The sequence below is a fragment of the Pseudomonas subflava genome, from assembly GCF_023823685.1.
In the GTDB taxonomy this organism is placed as follows: Bacteria; Pseudomonadota; Gammaproteobacteria; order Pseudomonadales; family Pseudomonadaceae; genus Aquipseudomonas; species Aquipseudomonas subflava.
Genome location: NZ_JAMXBF010000006.1, coordinates 322874 through 339204, shown reverse-complemented (window position 1 = coordinate 339204; position 16331 = coordinate 322874). Strand labels below are relative to the sequence as shown.

The following is a 16331-nucleotide window of genomic DNA, read 5'->3' as shown; positions in this document are numbered from 1 at the left end:
GCTCACGAAACTGTGCGGTAGGTGGACGTTGCGCGGCGACTCAGGCCGGACGCTGCATGCGGAAGATGTCGCGAGTACCGACATAGGCACTGCCGCCGAGGCGGCCGACCAGATCCAGCCGGGCGGGGTCGATGCGCCCGTCGGTGTCCAGCACCTCATCGTCGATATGCGCCAGCAGCACCTCGGCGAAGATCAGATGGCAGTTCGGCGCCTGCCGCGGGTACGGCTGGATCTCCGCCACCCGGCATTCGAATGCCACCGGCGCGCCCAGTACACGCGGCGGCGCCACCCGCTGCGATGGCTCGCTGGCGATGCCGCAGTGGGCGAATTCGCTCTGGCCGTGCGGCAGGCTGGCGGACGAGGCGTTCATCGCCTCGGCCTGGGCCATACCGACCAGCTGGATCACCAGTTCGCCGGTGTCCCGGGCGTTGCGCAGGGTGTCCTTGAGGCTGCCGTCGTCGCGACTGCCGACATTGACCATCAGCGTCGGCGGCTCGTCGCTGATCACCTGGAAGAAGCTGAACGGCGCCAGGTTGTCGATGCCCTCGCGCGAACGGGTGGAGACCCAGGCGATGGGTCTTGGCGTGACGGTGGAGGCCAGCCAGCGGTAGGCCTCCAGCGCCGTCAGGGCGGCGAAGTCAAGCTGCATCTCAGCGCCCCGCTCGCGATTCGCGGATGTAGAAGCGCGCCTTCTCGGCATTCTTGGTGCAGCTCTGGTAGCCCTCGAACTGCTGCGAGGTCTTGGCCCCTGTCAGCAGGGTCAGCGCCTTGGAGTAGCTGACGGTGCCGGCGAAGCCCTCGGCCTTGGCCAGGTCGAGCTCGCGCCAGGCGGCATCGAGGTTGTTGGCGCAGCTGTCGCGGTAGGCGGTCTTGGCCGCGCAACCGCTCAGGGCGATCAGTAGGGAGGCGATGAAAACGGTCTTTTGCATGGTGTTCTCCTGGACGCTGAAGGCCGGGGTTGGACGCCAGCGCAGCGGTGAAGTGCCCGTCGATTCTAGCAAAGCCGGCTTGGCTCGGCCGCTCTACGCAGGTATGTTCGGGGGCTTCGACGGGGAGATCGGCATGAGCAAAAAAGTGGCCCTGGTACTGGGCTCGGGCGGTGCGCGGGGCTATGCGCACATCGGCGTGATCGAGGAGCTTGAAGCCCGCGGTTACGAGATCGGCTGCATCGCGGGCTGCTCGATGGGCGCCGTGATCGGCGGCATCTACGCCGCCGGCAAGCTGCACGAATACCGCGAGTGGACCGAGAGCCTCGACTATCTCGACGTGCTGCGCCTGCTCGACGTCAGCTTCAGCCTCGGCGCCATTCGCGGCGAAAAGGTCTTCGGCAAGATTCACGAGATACTCGGCGAGATCGACATCGAGCAGCTGCCCATCCCCTACACGGCGGTCGCCACCGACCTCACCAACCAGCAGGAAATCTGGTTCCAGGAAGGCTGCCTGCACAAGGCCATGCGCGCCTCGGCGGCGATCCCCAGCCTGTTTACCCCGGTCATCCAGGGCTCGCGCATGCTGGTGGACGGCGGCCTGCTCAATCCATTGCCGATCGTGCCGGTGGTGTCCAGCCACTGCGACCTGATCGTCGCGGTCAACCTCAACGCGCTGAACCAGAAGCACTACCAGCTGCCGGTCATCGAGCGGCCGGCGGCGATCAAGGGCAAGATCGACCAGCTGATGGGCTCGCTCAGCGCCAAGCTGTCGTTCCTGCGCCGCGACGAAGACGAGGACGGCGAGCTGCTGATCGAGCAGGAGGCGCCCAATCCCTGGCTGGACGACAGCCGCGTGGCCGAGGCCGAGCCGGAAGGCGCGCCGAAGTCCGCCAGCGGCGCGCACGTGGTCGGCAACGTCGGCCCGGCCTCGCTGCTGGAGCTGGTCAACCAGAGCTTCGAGACCATGCAGACCTCACTGGCGCAGTACAAGATCGCCGGCTACCCGCCGGACGTTCTGGTCAACGTGCCCAAGCGGGTATGCCGCTTCTACGACTTCCACAAGGCGCCGGAGCTGATCCAGCTCGGCCGGCAGATCGCCAGCGATACGCTGGACAAGTACGAGCGCGAGCACTGAGGCCGATCAGGCCAGCTCCAGCAGGCGGTAGCCGACCCCCGCCTCGGTGACGATGAAGCGCGGCGCGGCCGGGTCGTCGCCGAGCTTCTGGCGCAGGTGCCCGACCACCACCCTCAGGTAGTGGCTGTCCTCCACATGACTCGGCCCCCAGATCTCCTTGAGCAGCTGCTGCTGGGTCACCACCCGTCCCAGGTGGCGCGCGAGCATGGCCAGCACCGCATACTCCTTGCGGGTCAACGCCACCTCGGCGCCGCCCAGGCTGACCCGCCGATAGGCGAAGTCGACCCGTAGCGGCCCGCTGTCCACCGCCGCCTCCTGCGGCTCGCCGCTGCCGCCTTGGCGCAGCAGCGCACGCACCCGGGCGAGAAATTCCTGGATGCCGAACGGCTTGGTCACGTAGTCGTTGGCGCCGCCGTCCAGCGCCAGCACCTTCTCGCCCTCGCTGGCGCGCACCGAGAGCACCAGCACCGGCACTTGCGACCATTCGCGCAGCTCGCCCAGCACCTGCTTGCCGTCCATGTCCGGCAGGCCGAGGTCGAGCACCACCAGGTCGGGGCGCTCCAGCGCCGCCTGCGCCAGACCCTCGCTGCCGTTGCCGGCCTCCAGCACCCGGTAGCCCTGGGCGCTGAGGCTGATGCGCAGGAATTTGCGGATCTGCGCCTCGTCGTCGATGACCAGGATGGTCGGGAGATTGGCGCTCATGGTCTTGGCTCGTTATCGCAAGGAGACTTGCCCCGGACTGAAGTCCGGGCCACGACGTGGCACGGGCTCGGTAGCCCGGACTTCAGTCCGGGATGAACTCGGCTCATACCTCTTCTTCCGGCTGCGGTTGCGGATGCAGCGGCAGGTGCAGGGTGAGGGTCGCGCCGCGGCCCTCCAGGCCCTCGCCCACCGTCACCCGGCCGCCATGGGCGCCGACCATGCCCTGGCAGATCGCCAGGCCCAGGCCGGTGCCCTGACCGCCACGGTCGCCCCTGGCCGCGGTATAGAACATGTCGAAGATCCTTTCCCGCTCGTTCTGCGGAATGCCCGGGCCCTGATCGCTGACGGCAAAGCGCAGCTCGCCCGCGTCGCAGGCGATGCTCACCCTAAGTCGGCCCTGGGCCGGCGAGAAGCGCGCGGCATTCTCCAGCACGTTGACCAGCGCCTGCTCGATCAGCGCCGCGTGGGCATACAGCAGCGGCAATTCGGCCGGCACCTGCAGCTCGACCTGCAGCGGCGCCAACACCGGGCGCAGGCGCTGCACGGCGCTGGCGACCACGTCGGCCGGCGCCACCCAGTCGCGCTCCAGCTTGAGGCCTCCATGGCCCAGCCGGGTCATGTCCAGCAGGTTCTGGATATAGCGGTCCAGGCGCTCGGCCTCGTCGCGAGTGCCTTCCAGCAGCTCGCGGCGGTCGGCCAGGGGAATCTGCTCACCCAGGGCCAGCAGGCTGTCGATGGAGCCGCGCATGGCGGTGAGCGGCGTGCGCAGGTCGTGGGACACCGAGGCCAGCAGCGCGCTGCGCAGCTCCTCGGTCTGCCCGTGCAGGCGCGCCGCCTCCAGGTCCGCCGCCAACTGGGCGCGCTCCAGCGCCTGGGCCAGCGGCTGGCCGAGGGCGGCGATCAATCGCCGGCGCTCCGGGCTCAGCGGCCGCTCGTCCTTCGGCGCCACGCCCAGCAGCGCCAGCGGGCCCTCGTCGCCGGCCAGCGGCCACCACCACCAGCGCCCGCCCGGCAACGTGCCGGTGCCGAGCCCGGACGGCTGCAGCTGCTGCCAGGACCAGTCGGCGGCGGCGCGCTCCTGTTCGGTGAGCAGGCGCTGCACGCCGGCCTCGACCCTCCACACGCCGTCGCGATCACGCGACTGCAGGCTGATGTCGAGGTCCTGCCACAGGCCGAACTGCTGGGTGGCGGCGGAAAACACCGCCTGGCGGTCGGTAGCCACGGTGAGTTTGCGCGACAGCTCGAGCAGCGCCGTGGTCTCCGCCTGGGTGCGGCGCAGGGCCTGTAGCTGGCGGCGTTGGCGGCTGGCCAGGTTGCCGGTGAGCCCGGCCATCAGCAGGAAGAACAGCAGGGTCAGCACGTCCTGCTGGCGGGCGATCTTCAACGACAGCAGCGGCTCGATGAACAGCAGGTTGTAGGCCAGGAACGACAGGCCGGCGCACAGCAGCGCCGGGCCCAGGGAGCTGCGTACCGCCACCATCAGCACGGCGGCGAGGAAGATCAGCGAGATGTTCGGCAGCTCGACGAAGCGCGCCAGGCCCAGGGCCGCGCTGCTCGCCACCAGGGTGGCCAGCGCCGCCAGCAGGTAGTCGCGCCAGGCCAGCGGTGCCCGCGCCCGCGGCCGGTCCGGCGCCCGCTCCGCCTCGGTGTCCAGCACGCTGATTTCCAGGCCCTGGCCGGCGGCCAGCAGGCGCTCGGCCAGGCCGCGACCGAAGCGCCAGCGCCGGCGCAGGCGCTGGCGGCTGCGACCGACCAGGATCAGGCTGGCGCGACGCTCATGGGCGTGGGCGATCAGCGTGCTGGCCACCTCGCCGGCGCGCAGGTTGACCACCTCGCCGCCCAGGCGCTCGGCCAGTTGCTGGGCCGCCTGCAGGTTGCCCAGGCGCGTCTCGTCGCGCGGGCCGCCGGTGTCCACGTGCACCACCGACCAGGGCAGATGGCGCCGTTCGGCGACGCGGCTGGCGTGGCGCACCAGGCGCTCGGCCTGGCCGTCGCCGTCGATGCCGACCAGCAGGCGGCCGCGCACGGCCGGCGCGTCCAGGCCCTGCTGGCGGTAACGGCGATTGAGGTCGGCATCCACCCGCGCGGCGGCGGTGTGCATGGCCAGTTCGCGCAACGCGGTGAGATTGGTCTGCGAGAAGAACGCGTCGATGGCCGCACGGGCCTGCTCCGGCACATAAACCTTGCCGTCGCGCAGGCGCTCGAGCAGCTCGCGCGGCGGCAGGTCGATCAGCAGGATCTCGTCGGCCTCCTGCAGCACCCAGTCCGGCAGGGTCTCGCGTACCTGCACGCCGGTGATGTCGCGCACCTGGTCGTTGAGCGCCTCGAGGTGTTGCACGTTGACCGTGGTGTAGACGTCGATGCCGGCGCCGAGCAGCTCCTGCACGTCCTGCCAGCGCTTGGCATGGCGGCTGCCGGGGGCGTTGCTGTGGGCTAATTCGTCTACCAGCACCAGCTGCGGCGGCCTGGCCAGCAGGCCATCGAGGTCCATCTCCTGCAGCGGTCGCTCGCGGTACTCCAGGCGCTTGAGAGGTTGTTGCGGCAAGCCGGTAAGCATCGCCTCGGTCTCCGCGCGGCCGTGGGTCTCGACCACGCCGACCCGCAGGTCCACGCCCTGGCGCACCTGTGCCTGGGCCGCCTGCAGCATGGCGTAGGTCTTGCCCACGCCGGGGGCCGCGCCGAGGAAGACCTTCAGCCGGCCGCGACCCTCGCGGGGCATTTCGGCCAGCAGTGCATCGGCGCGTACCGCATCGCTCATGGGGTGCTCTCGTTCTCGGCGAAGGCGCGATTGTCCGCCAGCGCCAGATTCAGCGCCAGCACGTTGACCACGTCGGGGCCGATCATGGAGCGCTCGGTGTGTTGCTCGATCAGCCGTTCAAGGCTCGCGCTTGGCAGCTGTCGGGCGGCGGCGATGCGCGCCACCTGCCAGCGCGCGGCGGCCGGCGTCAGATGCGGATCGAGGCCACTGGCCGAGGTGGTGACCAGCTCCAGCGGCACTGGCGCACTGCCCTCGCCCAGCAGGCGCTGGGCATCCTGGGCGATGCGCTCGGCCAGGGCCGGGTTGCTTTGCGCCAGGTTGCTGGCACCGCTGGCCACGGTGGCGAAACCCGCGGCCGAGGGCCGCGGCTGGAACCACCGGGCACCCTCGAAGTTCTGCGCCAGCAGCGCGCTGCCGACTACCTGGCCCTGTTCGTTGCGCAGCAGGCTGCCGTTGGCCTGCTCGGGGAAGACCACCTGGGCCACGGTGGTGACCAGCAGCGGATAGGCCACGCCGGTGATCAGGGTCATCAGGCCCAGCATGGCAATGGCCGGGCGGAATTGTTTAAGCATGATCTATCTCCAGTTTCGTGTAGCCCGGATGCGATCCGGGGCAGCCTTCCCGGATTGCATCCGGGCTACGAACGCCTCCCTCTCCCGCATACGAGAGAAGAAATCCACGCCTTACACCAGCCCCACGGCCACCAGCAGCACGTCGATCAGCTTGATCCCCACGAACGGCGCGAGGATGCCGCCCAGGCCGTAGATCAGCAGGTTGCGCCGCAGCAGGCTGGCCGCGTCCGCCGCCTGCACGCGCACGCCGCGCAGGGCCAGGGGAATCAGCGCGACGATGATCAGCGCGTTGAACACGATGGCCGAGAGGATGGCGCTCTGCGGGCTGTGCAGCTGCATGACGTTGAGCGTGCCGAGCTGCGGATAGATGCCGGCGAACAGCGCCGGCAGGATGGCGAAGTACTTGGCCACGTCGTTGGCCACCGAGAAGGTGGTCAACGCGCCACGGGTCACCAGCAGCTCCTTGCCCACCTGCACCACGTCCAGCAGTTTGGTCGGATCGCTGTCCAGGTCGACCAGGTTGGCGGCCTCGCGGGCGGCCTGGGTGCCATCGTTCATCGCCAGGCCGACATCGGCCTGGGCCAGCGCCGGGGCGTCGTTGGCGCCGTCGCCGCACATGGCCACCAGCTTGCCGTCGGCCTGCTCGCTGCGGATGCGCTGCAGTTTCTTCTCCGGCGTGGCTTCGGCGATCACATCATCCACGCCGGCCTCGGCGGCGATGGCGGCGGCGGTCAGCGGGTTGTCGCCGGTGACCATCACGGTGCGGATGCCCAGCTGGCGCAGCTCGGCGAAGCGCTCGCGGATACCCGGCTTGACCACGTCCTTGAGGTGAATGGCACCGAACAGACGATTGTCGCCAGCCACCAGCAACGGCGTGCCGCCGCTCTGGGCGATCTTGTCGACCTCGCGGGCCAGCGCCTCTGGCATCCCCTCGCGGCTCATGCCCAGGTACTGCAGCACCGCGTCCACCGCGCCCTTGCGGAAGCTGCGACCGTCCCAATCGGCACCGGACAGGCGCGTCTCGGCGCTAAAGGCGATGCCGCGCACCGCGCCACGCTCCGGCACTTCCACCGGGCTTAGGGCGCGCAGGTACTCGACGACGGACTTGCCCTCGGCCGTGTCGTCGGCCAGCGAGGCCAGCAACGCCGCCTCGGCCAGGTCGCGGCCGTTGACGCCCGGCGCCTTGACCAGCGCGCTGCAGCGGCGGTTGCCGAAGGTGATGGTGCCGGTCTTGTCCAGCAGCAGGGTGTGCACGTCCCCCGCCGCCTCCACCGCACGGCCGGACTTGGCGATCACGTTGAGGCGCACCAGGCGGTCCATCCCGGCGATGCCGATGGCCGAGAGCAGGCCGCCGATGGTGGTCGGGATCAGCGTCACCAGCAGCGCCGCCAGGTACACCAGCGGCAGGTCGCCGCCGGCGAAGCGGGCGAACGGCTGCAACGTGGCCACCACCAGCAGGAAGATCAGGCTCAGGCCGATCAGCAGGATGTCCAGCGCCACCTCATTCGGCGTCTTCTGCCGCTTGGCGCCTTCGACCAGGGCGATCATGCGGTCCAGGGTCGACTCGCCGGGGTTGGCGGTGATCTGCACCAGCAGCCAGTCCGACACCACGCGGGTGTTGCCGGTGACCGCCGAGCGATCACCGCCGGACTCGCGGATCACCGGCGCGGATTCGCCGGTGATAGCCGCCTCGTTGACCGCGGCGATGCCCTCGATCACCTCGCCGTCACCGGGGATCAGCTCGCCGGCCTCGACGCGGACGACATCGCCGCGCCGCAGCTGGCTGGCGGCCACCGCCTGGAACTGCGCGCCGACCTTGCGCCGCGCGGTCAGGCCCTGGCTGCCGGCCTTGAGGCTGTCGGCGCGGGCCTTGCCGCGGCCCTCAGCCAGGGCCTCGGCGAAGTTGGCGAAGAGCACGGTGAACCACAGCCACAGGGCGATCTGCACGGCCAGGCCGGTGCTGACGCCTTGCGCCGGAACGAAGCACAGCACGGTGGTGAGGATGGCGGTCAGCTCGACCACCAGCATCACCGGCGCCCGCTTGAGCTGGCGCGGATCGAGTTTGACGAAGGCCTGCTTGAGCGCCGGTTGCCACAGCGCCTGGAAGCTGGTCTTGGGAGTCTGCGCGCCAGTGGACACGCGAGTGGGGGCATTCATGTTCACTCTCCGTTAGAACGCCAGGTGTTCGGCCAGCGGGCCCAGGGCAAGCGCCGGCAGGAAGGTCAGGCCGCCGACCAGCAAGATGGTCAGGGTCAGCAGGGTGACGAACAGCGGGCCGTGGGTGGGGAAGCTGTTGTCGTTCAGCGGCGCGCGCTTCTTCGCCGCCAGGCTGCCGGCGATGGCGAGGATCGGCAGGATGTAGCCGAAGCGCCCGAGCAGCATGGCCAGGCCGATCAGCAGGTTGTGGAACGGGGTGTTGGCACCGAAGCCGGCGAAGGCCGAGCCGTTGTTGGCGGTGCCCGAGGTGTAGGCGTACAGCGCCTGGCTGAAACCGTGCGCGCCAGGATTGGTGATCGAAGCGGCCGGGCCCGGCAGGCTGACAGCGAGGGCGCTGAGCACCAGCACGCCGACCGGCATCACCAGCAACGTCGCCACCAGCAGGCGCACCTCGCGGGCCTCCAGCTTCTTGCCCAGGTATTCCGGGGTGCGGCCGATCATCAGGCCGGCGAGGAACACGGCGATCAGCACGAACAGCAGCATGCCGTAGAGGCCGGCGCCGACGCCGCCGAAGATCACCTCGCCGAGCATCATGTTGAACATCGGCACCAGCCCGCCGATGGCGCTGAAGCTGTCGTGCATGGCGTTGACCGAGCCATTGGACGCGGCCGTGGTGGTTACCGCCCAGAGTGCCGAGCCAGCGACGCCGAAGCGGCTCTCCTTGCCCTCCATCGAGCCGGCCTGCTCGATCGGCAACGCCGCCAGCGCCGGGTTCGGCTGGTGCTCGGCCCACAGGGTCACGCCCAGGCCAATGACGAACAGGATCAGCATGCAGGCGAGGATCGCGCGGCTCTGGCGCAGGTCTCTGACGTAATGACCGAAGCTGAACACCAGCGCCGCCGGAATCAACAGGATCGCCGCCAGCTCCAGCAGGTTGCTCAGCGCCGTGGGGTTCTCGAACGGGTGCGCCGAGTTCACGCCGAAGAAGCCGCCGCCGTTGGTGCCGAGCTGCTTGATGGCGATCTGGCTGGCCGCCGGGCCCAGCGGGATGGTCTGGTCGGCGCCCAGCAGCGTCTTGGCCTGGGCGTAGTCCATGAAGGTCTGCGGCACGCCCTGCCAGACCAGCAGCAGCGCCAGGATCAGGCACAGCGGCAGCAGGCCGTAGAGCGTGGCGCGGGTCAGGTCGACCCAGAAATTGCCGATACCGGCACTCGACTTGCGCGCGATGCCGCGGGAGAAGGCCACCAGGATGGCCAGGCCCACCGCCGGGCTGACGAAGTTCTGCACGGCGAGGCCGACCGCCTGGCTGAAATAGCTCAGCGCCGCCTCGCCGCTATAAGCCTGCCAGTTGGTGTTGGTGACGAAACTCACCGCCGTGTTGAACGCCAGGGTCCACTCCAGGCCCGGCAGCTGCTGCGGGTTGAGTGGCAGCACACCCTGTAGCAGCAGGATGGCGAACAGCGTCAGCAGAGAGGCCAGAGTGAAGGCCAGCAGCGCCAGGGCGTAGGTCTTCCAGTCCTGCTCGCGCTTTCGGTCGATGCCGGCGAAGCGGTAGCAGGCCCGCTCGAGCGGTTGCAGCAGCGGCGTCAGCAGGGTTCGCTCACCCTCCATGGCGCGGTACAGGTAGCGCCCCAGCCAGGGCGCGGGCGCCAGTACCAGAACGAAGAAGGCCAGGATCAGCCCGTAGTCTTGAAGTTGCATGGGGCCCCCTAGCCGCGCTCGGCGCGCAGCAGCGCCACCAGCAGGTAGATGAACAGCCCCAGGGCCAGGCCCAGGGACACCCCGTCGAGAATGCTCATGTGATCGCTCCGTGATGCGGACTGCGCCGCCGTGGAGGCATTCTTCGCCCTGGGGGCGTAAAGGAGCGATTGCGCTGGGCGGGGTGGCGGATAAAGAAAGCGTAAATTTCCGCCCGCCGGAAACGCGAAGGCCCGCGACTCCCAGGGAAGTCGCGGGCCTTCGCAGGCGCGGTGAAGGCTTATTCGGCGAGTTCTTCGCCGCCCTCCTCCAGCTCCAGGCCTTCCAGCGCGGGCTCCTCGTCGGCCATGGCGCCGCCGCCCATGCCGCCGAGGCCGGCGCCGCTGGCGAAGGCCATGGCGACGAACTCTTCGACGGTCATCTGCTTGCCGTTGAAGTCGACCTTGTCGTCGGCGTAATGCAGGGTGGAGACAATGGCGTCACCCTCCAGCCTGGCCAGCTCGGTGGACAGGGCCATGCCGCTGGCCATCTCGGTCATCATCGAGGCCTGCTGGGCCACGGCTTCCTTGTCGGTCTGCCCGCCCAGGGTGGCCTGCAGGCCGACCAGGTCGCCGATCATGGCCTTGGACACGGACACCTTGGCGTCCAGCTGGCCGACCAGCTGCTTGGCCAGCTCCGGCGCCGGCAGCTCGAAGGACTCGGGCTTGTTCAGATCCACCGACAGGCTCAGGCTGCTCTCGCCGCTGGCGGTCTTGAACGCCAGCCGCTCCAGGGCGACGCCCGGCTTGCCGGCCAGCAGCTTCTCGACATCCACCATCAGCTGGGCCTTCTGCGCCTCGCTCAGTTCCGGCAGGCCGCTCTCGGCGTCCAGGCTGGCCTGCTGCAGCTGGCCGGTGCTCTTGATGATGTCGCTGTACAGCGCGAGCATCGATTGCAGGGCGCCGGCGTCCAGGTTCTTCACGCTGGAGATCATCTCCAGGCCACCGATGTCATGGCCCTGGTAGCTGACCATGCCGATCTTGTAGGTCGAGCGGCCGGCCAGCTTGCTGTCGGCTTCGCTGGTCTCGTCGAGCTGCGACAGGTCCTTGACCAGGATCGGCGCGTTGTCGCCCACCAGGATCTCCACGGTCTGCAGCTTGACCTCGTTGCGGCCCAGGTAGAAATCGCTGGCGCTCTTGGCGGTCTGGCTGTCCAGGGTCAGGCCCTTGAGCTCGAGGGTCATCGGCTCGCCGCCTTCCGGCAGCCTGGTGGTGAGCTTGAGGCTGCCCATCAGGCCTTCGGCGTCGATCTCCTTGGCCTGGGCGGTGCTGTCGAAGTCGACGGTCAGGCCGCTGAACTGCAGGTTGCTGTCGGCATCCAGCGCCGCCTGCACCGGGTTCAGGCGCACGGTGCCTTGCACCGAGCGGTCATAGCCCAGGCTGGCCTGACCTTCCACCGGCGACTGGCCATTGGCCGCGGCGAACCATTTCTCCAGCGCCGGGTTGGACTCCAGGGCGTAGTTGCTGGTAGCCATGACCGGCATCAGCTTGAACGCCTTGAGGCGCGACAGCGGGAAGGGGCCGTGCTCGATGCGGTCGTTGATCACCAGCTCGAACTGGCGCGGCTCGTCGCCATCCAGTGAGCCGTTGAAGGTGATGCGGTAGCGGGCGTTGCTGCTGAGGAACTGGCGCTCCAGCGACAGCAGCTCGATGGAAGCGTCCAGGCCCAGTGCCGGCAGGGTCTTGGCCATGTCGGCGTTGGCCTGCTTGATCGATTCGTCCAGTACCTTGGGCAACTGGTTGCCGGTGTACCAGGCGCCGCCCGCGCCGATGGCGGCGACGGCAACGAGTGCGCCTACAGCGATACCTGCAGATTTTTTCATGGCATATGTCCGTTGTGTGGTGTTGGTCTTTCTTCCCTGAACCGCGCGTGGCCTCTATGGACTCGATCGTCGCGGTCTGAGGCGGGGCGTCAGCCCTGCTCCGGCTGCTAGTTGGCCGGGAAGCCGGGCAAGGCTATCACCGCCTCCGCATGCCCACCAAGCGGGGTGAGCAGGATTCTGCACAGGATGCCAACTACTCCCCGTCCTTGCGCTCCGCCTCTACCGCGGCGACCCGCGGCGTGCTGGCGACCCAGTCGCCGAGGAGGCTGAAGGCCACCGCCAGTAGGGTCGGGCCGAGGAACAGGCCCATGAAGCCGAAGGCCAGGATGCCGCCGAACACGCCGAGCAGCACCACCACCAGCGGCAGGTTGCCGCCACGGCTGATCAGGTAGGGCTTGAGCACGTTGTCCACGCCGCTGATGACGAACATGCCCCAGATGCCGAGGAACACCGCCATGCCGTACTGCTCCTGGCTGACCAGCCAGGCGGTGGCGGGAATCCACACCAGCGGCGGGCCCATGGGGATCAGGCTGAGGACGAAGGTGATCAGGCCCAGCACCAGCGCGCCCGGCACGCCGGCGATGTAGAAGCCGATCATGGCCAGCAGCGCCTGCGCCGCGGCGGTGCCGATCACGCCGTTGACCACCCGTTGCACGGTGCCGGCCACCAGTTCCAGGTAATGGTCGGCGCGGTCGCCGATCAACCGCTCCAGCAGGCTGTGGGCGAAGGCCGCCATGCGTGGACCGTCGCGGTAGAAGAAGAACACCAGCACCAGGCTCAGGGCCAGCTCCAGCATGCCGCCGCCGATCTGCGCACTGCGGGCCAGCAGCCAGTTGCCCACCTGGCCCAGGTAGGGGCGCACCGATGCCAGCAGGGCCACGCCCTCCTGATCGATGCGCGTCCAGATGCCGACCAGACGCTCGCCCACCAGCGGCAGGTCGCCGAGCCAGGTAGGCGGGTCCGGCAGGCCGTCGACCTGGAAGCCCTTGAACAGCTCGGTGGCATCGCGAATGTGGTCGGCCAGATTGAAGCCCAGCAGCACCAGCGGCACCGCCACCAGAACCATCCAGCAGCCGGTGAGAATGGCCGCGGCGGTGGTTTCCCGGCCATCCAGCGCGCGGGTCAGCAGGCGCATCAGCGGCCAGCTGGCAAAGGCCAGCACGCCGGCCCAGAACAAGGCGGAGAAGAACGGCGCCAGCACCCAGGCGCAGGCGCCGAGCAGCGCCAGCAACAGGATCTGCACCAGCAGGCGATCATTGTTCAGCATGATTCGAGATTCCAAGAGCCGGGCAGAAGCGGCCCGGCACGCACCATTGTTCAGCGTAGTTGTTGCAAACGCAGCCCCGTGCCGGTGGTCGCCGCCAACTGCAGCCGACGGCCACGCACGCCGCGGCTCTCCAGCTCGGCCAGCCAGGCCTCGGCGTGAGCGCCGGACAGGCTCACGCGCAGGGTATTGTCCAGGCTCAGCGCGCGCACCAGCAGGTCGCCCCACTGCTCGTCCGGCGCCCCCAGCTGCGCCAGGTTCAGCTCGCCGCTGCTCTTGAGCTGGCGCAGCAGTGTGCCGGGCGTCGGCAACAGCTGGGCCAGCGGCGCGGTGGCATCCAGCTGCTCGACATGCAGGTAGGCGCGGCGGTTGCCGCGGGTGATGCCGTACAGGGCCAGCAGGCTGTCCTGCCGGGGCTCGGCCAGGCGCAGCAGCAGATAGCTCTGACGCTCCTCGGGGCCGTAGAGCTTGGCGTTGCCGAAGATCTGGTTGGCCCACAGGCTGGAAGAACCGCAGTCGCGGCCCTCGCACCAGAACAACAGCTGGGCGCCCTGCCCCAGCAAATGCTCGCGCGCGGCGTCGAGCGCCTCGCGCGGCGAATGCTCGTCGGGCAGCCGATAGGTCAGCGCACGCAGGCGCCCTTCGGTCAGTACCTCAGCGGACGCGCGCAGGCGGCCGCTGATGCGCCGCAGGCCATCCTGCGGGTAGCGTCTCTCCAGGCTCGGCGCATCCTGGTAATCGACGATCTCGGCGCGGGGAAATCGCGGCAGAACGTCCAGGTCCTGGCTACCGGCAGGCTCGGCCGCCAGCAGCGGAGAAACGAATGGGATGAGGCAGAGAATCAGTCGGCGCATGCGAATCCTTAACGCGTGAGCATGCTCTGGGCGGTCTTCACCAGGCGGTCTTCCTCGTCGGCGCGGGGCGGTACCTGCAGCCCGCGCTGAACGGCGGGTCGCGCGGCGAGCGTAGCCATCCAGCGTTGCAGATGCTCGAGGCCGTCCACCGACACGCCTGCCCAGTCGTGGAGGCGCACCCAGGGATAGGTGGCGATGTCGGCGATGCCATAGTCGCCGGCCAAGTATTCGGCCTCGCCCAGGCGGCGGTCGAGCACCTCGTAGAGGCGGCGGGTCTCGTTCTGGTAGCGGTCTATGGGGCCCTGCAGTTTCTCCGGGAAATAGCGGAAGAACACGTTGGCCTGGCCCTGCATGGGCCCTACTCCGCCCATCTGGAACATCAGCCACTGCAGCGCCAGGGACCGCCCCTTGGCGTCGCTCGGCAGCAGCCGGCCGGTCTTCTCGGCCAGGTAGATGAGGATGGCACCGGACTCGAACACGGCGAAGCCGTCGTCGACGATGGCCGGGATACGGCCGTTGGGGTTGATGCGCAGGAACTCGGGGGTCTTCTGTTCCTTCCTGTCGAAGGACAGCGCGTGCACCCGGTAAGGCAGCTCCAGCTCCTCGAGGGCGATGGAAATCTTGTGCCCGTTGGGCGTGGCGGCGGTGTACAGATCGATCATGGCAATCTCCGATGCGACCCGCACAGCCTCGGCAGTTGCCGGGGCCGCGTCAAGCGCGGCGGAAGAATGGATTGAAACAGTCTGCAACCTGCTGCGCACCGGCCTCGTCGTTGAGGTGCAGGTGGTGGCCGCCCGGCAGCACATGGGTCTCGAAGGCGGTGCCCTCGACCAGGCTCTTCAGGCGCGGCTCGACATTCATCTGCCCGCCCTCGGCGAGGATCAGGCTGACCGGGCATTGCACGGCGCGCACGAAATGCTCGACGTGGGCGAAGGTCAGACGCATCACCGACGGCAGGGTCAGGCGGATATCCGTGCGCCAGGTGTAGCCGCCGGGTACCGGTTCCAGCCCGCGCTGGGCGAGCAGCTCGGCAGCCTCGCGGCTGACCGCGACCACACCGCGCATGCGCGCCTGCACCGCCTTCTCCAGATCCGGGTAGACCGGCTTCTGCTTATCACGCACCGCCAGGCGCGCGCGCAGCGCATCGCCCAGGCGCTTGGGCGCGCTATCGGCCTCGGCGGTATAGGGCACCAGGCCGTCGATCAGCGCCAGGCGCTCGATGCGTTCCGGCACCGCCGCCGCCAGCAACGTGGAGATGATCCCACCGAGCGAATGGCCGAGCAGCGAGAAACGCTGCCAGCCGAGCTGCTCTGCCACCAGCAGCACGTCCTCCAGGTACTCCCACATGCTGTAGCTGGAGTTGCTGGCGTAGTGGCCGGAATGGCCGTGACCGGGAAAGTCCAGGGCGACGATACGCAGGCCTTCGAGCTTCGGCGCCAGGCGCGCAAAGGTCATGGCGTTGTCCAGCCAGCCATGCAGGGCGATAACCGGGATGCCCTCCTCGGGGCCGAACAGGTGCGCGGCCAGCTCCACGTGCGGCAGGCTGAAACGGGTCTCCTCCACTTTCAGGCTCATGCCGAACGCTCCTCGCCCCGGCCCTGCCAGCGGTCGAACAGCTCGCGCAGCAGCCGGGCCGTGTCCTGCGGGCGCTCGAGCGGAAACATGTGGCCGCCGGGCAGGTTGTGGTATTCGCCCCTGGGCACGCGGCTGACCTGGCGCGCATGGTGCGGCATCACCACACGGCTGTGGCGGCCGCGGACCACCGCCAGCGGCACGGCCAGCTGCTGTGGGCGCCCCGGCACGGTGTGCGGCACGCTGCGGTAGATGCGGATCTCGGTGGCCGGGTCGAAGCGCAGGCGCAGGCCTTGGCCCTCCTCGCGCAGGCCGTGGCGCACATAGGCGTCCAGGCAGTCCGGGTCGAACCGGCGGAACAGCGTCTTGCCGGCGAAATAGTCGCGGGCCTCTCCGACATCGCCGAAGGCCTCGCGGCGGCCGACGGTGCGGCCGGCCGGGGTGATCCGATCAATGAAGCCGAAGCGCTTGGCCGCGCGGATCACCATGCGGTCGACGCCGGTCAGCAGCGGCGAATCCAGCATGACGACGCCGCGGTACAGCTCCGGACGGCGCAGCGCGGCATGGTAGTGCAGCACGCCGCCGAGCGAGTGACCGACGCCCCAGGCCGGCTCGGCGCCCTGCTCCAGGTGCAGGATCAGCTCGTCCACCAGGTTGTTCCAGTTGTCGTCCACCGGGAAACGCGGGTCGTGGCCGTGCTGCTCCAGGTGCCGGACGCGGTAGTCCGGTGCGAGGGCGGCGAACAGCTTGCCGTAGGTAGCCGAGGGAAAGCCGTTGGCGTGGACGAAGAAGACGGTTTGCGACATGGCGAAGAGGACTGCTGGTGAAT

Annotated in this window: 15 protein-coding genes; 1 reads left to right on the top strand and 14 read right to left on the bottom strand. The window is 69.0% G+C overall.

Annotated elements, in window-relative coordinates:
* Positions 1 to 40: 40 nt before the first annotated feature.
* Both NF616_RS10730 and NF616_RS10725 read right to left on the bottom strand, forming a co-directional pair.
* Entirely contained in the window at positions 41 to 649 is a 609-nt protein-coding gene (locus tag NF616_RS10730) for a flavin reductase family protein (RefSeq protein ID WP_252273255.1), read from the bottom strand.
* Between the two features lies 1 nt (position 650).
* Entirely contained in the window at positions 651 to 929 is a 279-nt protein-coding gene (locus NF616_RS10725; protein ID WP_252273254.1) for a lipoprotein, read from the bottom strand.
* 133 nt (positions 930 to 1062) lie between these two features.
* On the opposite strand from NF616_RS10725, the gene NF616_RS10720 reads away from it, so the two are divergent.
* Positions 1063 to 2064 (top strand): patatin-like phospholipase family protein, encoded by a 1002-nt coding sequence (locus NF616_RS10720; RefSeq protein ID WP_252273253.1) that lies wholly within the window; start codon positions 1063 to 1065, stop codon positions 2062 to 2064.
* A gap of 6 nt (positions 2065 to 2070) precedes the next feature.
* Here NF616_RS10720 and NF616_RS10715 read toward each other — a convergent pair whose 3' ends face one another.
* The 12 genes from NF616_RS10715 to NF616_RS10660 all read right to left on the bottom strand — a co-directional run bounded on the left by NF616_RS10715 (position 2071) and on the right by NF616_RS10660 (position 16308).
* The gene (locus NF616_RS10715; protein WP_252273252.1) at positions 2071 to 2766 is read right to left on the bottom strand and encodes a response regulator; all 696 of its coding nucleotides are present in this window, start codon (positions 2764 to 2766) and stop codon (positions 2071 to 2073) included.
* Positions 2767 to 2869: 103 nt separating this feature from the next.
* Entirely contained in the window at positions 2870 to 5524 is a 2655-nt protein-coding gene (locus NF616_RS10710) for a sensor histidine kinase (protein ID WP_252273251.1), read from the bottom strand.
* Positions 5521 to 6096 (bottom strand): potassium-transporting ATPase subunit KdpC, encoded by a 576-nt coding sequence (gene kdpC / locus NF616_RS10705; protein ID WP_252273249.1) that lies wholly within the window; start codon positions 6094 to 6096, stop codon positions 5521 to 5523. Before kdpC ends, NF616_RS10710 begins: the two co-directional genes overlap by 4 nt.
* A 111-nt stretch (positions 6097 to 6207) precedes the next feature.
* Positions 6208 to 8253 carry a potassium-transporting ATPase subunit KdpB gene (gene kdpB / locus NF616_RS10700; protein ID WP_252273248.1) on the bottom strand — a complete coding sequence of 682 codons (2046 nt, stop codon included), beginning with the start codon at positions 8251 to 8253 and terminating at the stop codon, positions 6208 to 6210.
* Positions 8254 to 8265: 12 nt separating this feature from the next.
* Complete coding sequence (kdpA, locus tag NF616_RS10695; RefSeq protein ID WP_252273247.1) at positions 8266 to 9954, bottom strand: potassium-transporting ATPase subunit KdpA; 1689 nt, start codon at positions 9952 to 9954, stop codon at positions 8266 to 8268.
* Between the two features lie 8 nt (positions 9955 to 9962).
* Positions 9963 to 10052 (bottom strand): K(+)-transporting ATPase subunit F, encoded by a 90-nt coding sequence (gene kdpF / locus NF616_RS10690; protein WP_081963146.1) that lies wholly within the window; start codon positions 10050 to 10052, stop codon positions 9963 to 9965.
* 179 nt (positions 10053 to 10231) lie between these two features.
* Positions 10232 to 11812, bottom strand: a complete 1581-nt coding sequence (locus NF616_RS10685) for a YdgA family protein (protein WP_252273246.1) — start codon at positions 11810 to 11812, stop codon at positions 10232 to 10234.
* A gap of 193 nt (positions 11813 to 12005) precedes the next feature.
* Positions 12006 to 13079 (bottom strand): AI-2E family transporter, encoded by a 1074-nt coding sequence (locus tag NF616_RS10680; RefSeq protein WP_252273245.1) that lies wholly within the window; start codon positions 13077 to 13079, stop codon positions 12006 to 12008.
* A 50-nt stretch (positions 13080 to 13129) separates the two neighbouring features.
* Positions 13130 to 13930, bottom strand: a complete 801-nt coding sequence (locus tag NF616_RS10675) for a DUF4892 domain-containing protein (RefSeq protein WP_252273243.1) — start codon at positions 13928 to 13930, stop codon at positions 13130 to 13132.
* Positions 13931 to 13938: 8 nt separating this feature from the next.
* Complete coding sequence (locus NF616_RS10670; RefSeq protein WP_252273242.1) at positions 13939 to 14592, bottom strand: glutathione S-transferase family protein; 654 nt, start codon at positions 14590 to 14592, stop codon at positions 13939 to 13941.
* 49 nt (positions 14593 to 14641) lie between these two features.
* The gene (locus NF616_RS10665) at positions 14642 to 15505 is read right to left on the bottom strand and encodes an alpha/beta hydrolase (RefSeq protein ID WP_252273241.1); all 864 of its coding nucleotides are present in this window, start codon (positions 15503 to 15505) and stop codon (positions 14642 to 14644) included.
* A complete protein-coding gene (locus NF616_RS10660; RefSeq protein WP_252273239.1) occupies positions 15502 to 16308 on the bottom strand; it encodes an alpha/beta fold hydrolase in 807 nt (268 codons plus the stop codon). The genes NF616_RS10665 and NF616_RS10660 overlap by 4 nt, the downstream gene beginning before the upstream one ends.
* Positions 16309 to 16331: the final 23 nt, after the last annotated feature.